The 1,512-nt window shown below is 37.2% G+C and carries 2 protein-coding genes; both read left to right on the top strand.

Annotated features, from left to right (window positions below):
- Positions 1–1,087 (top strand): hypothetical protein (locus NFR55_RS10445; protein WP_251548853.1); only part of this gene is annotated, 1,087 nt, incomplete at its 5' end.
- A 66-nt stretch (positions 1,088–1,153) separates the two neighbouring features.
- On the top strand, positions 1,154–1,423 hold the full coding sequence (locus NFR55_RS10440; RefSeq protein WP_251548851.1) for a hypothetical protein: 270 nt from the start codon (positions 1,154–1,156) through the stop codon (positions 1,421–1,423).
- Positions 1,424–1,512: the final 89 nt, after the last annotated feature.

Here is a 1,512-nt window from a genome sequence, read left to right as displayed (position 1 = left end):
TGTCGGTTTGTGGCGGGTGCTTGACGGCGAGCGTAGCGAGCCGCTTGTTTATTCAAGCAACCGCCACAGTGCCAAAATGGAAAATTGCCCTATAAAAACATTGATTTTAAGTCTAAAATGTGGTATATTATATTTGCGACACAACTTAATAACGACAATGGGAAGTACTATGCCAATTAGTACCTCTCCCATATCCCGTTGTCGGAGTTGTGTCGCAACAATCGCGGAGTGTACAGTTGGAGTGCGTTCCGTATTGGAGCGCACTTTTTATTTTACAGAGGTTTTTAATATGGCAAAGCAAACAAAAAATCACGACAAAAAAATAGATAAGTCTTTCACAATAATAAAGCGTTTAACTGTCATTTCGGTTATCCTTGCTTTTGTGACGTTTATGCTTACTATAATATTGTCCACCGGCGGTTCGGAGAAATATTTGAATTCCGTAATTATGTTAATCGCTCCGTTTATTGTATGGATTTTATGCCCAGTTAGCTACCATTATCCTTATAAAGGCGTAAAACCGAGTGCTGCAATTTGCATAACGTTGATTGTCGTTACATTTCTGCCATATATATATGCATTGATGCTAATCATAATTGTTTCTTTCACCGAAGTTAAATTGGGATATTTGATTATATCGATTGCACGCTGTTGCGGGTACAATTTTTTGGCTTACTTACTGCTCTATATCGGCGATGGATTTTTAATATATATGCACATTTTATTGAAGCGACAATGGAAAAACAATTCGAGCGATTTTATAAAAAACCAAAGTATGGAAAAGCAATATAAGCCGCTCATTGAAAAATGCGGTGCAAGATTTTTTATAAAATACTACAAGCAAATTAAATTATTGCCTCTGCGCGATGTAAATGTTTCGGAAAATTACGGTTCTGCCGAAAAAGACGAGCGTTTGCGAGCGGCTAAAAAAATCATTGATTCGAATTTATCCGAATTTGCATTAAACAAAATATTGGATACATATAGCAATATTTTAGACGACGATGAAATCAAAGAGGCAAAAAAATTATTGGCGGAGTTAAAGATTACATCACAAACAAACAGCTTCTATCCTCCGCTACGTTAAGCGTTTATTTGTTTTATTAAAATTTAATGCAAACATTTGAAAATTATGTGGTAGGAGATAAAAGTTATGGAACACAAATGGACGAAAGAAGAAACGCAAATTGCACTTTATGCCTACCTAAAAGAGATGTCGAAAAAAGATGCAAAAGCATTAGCCGAAAGTCGGGGTCTAAACCCGAGTGCTTTTTGTATGCGTATGGCAAACTTTAAGTATTTGGCTACGGATGGAAAAAGAGGATTGAGCGCAACCTCAAAATTGAAACAAGAAGTTTGGGACGAATATTGCAAAAATAAAAGCCTATGGATAAAAACAATGGAACAAAAAAATTCGTTTTAGGTTTTCACCGCTCCACCAACGCACAGCGCACCCCTTGCGGGTGCGTTTTGCGTTGGTGAAACATATAGGGATGAGGAGACGGAGCCGCA

The organism is Pumilibacter intestinalis (genome assembly GCF_943193005.1).
GTDB lineage: Bacteria > Bacillota > Clostridia > Christensenellales > Pumilibacteraceae > Pumilibacter > Pumilibacter intestinalis.
This window is presented reverse-complemented; position numbering and strand designations above follow the sequence as displayed.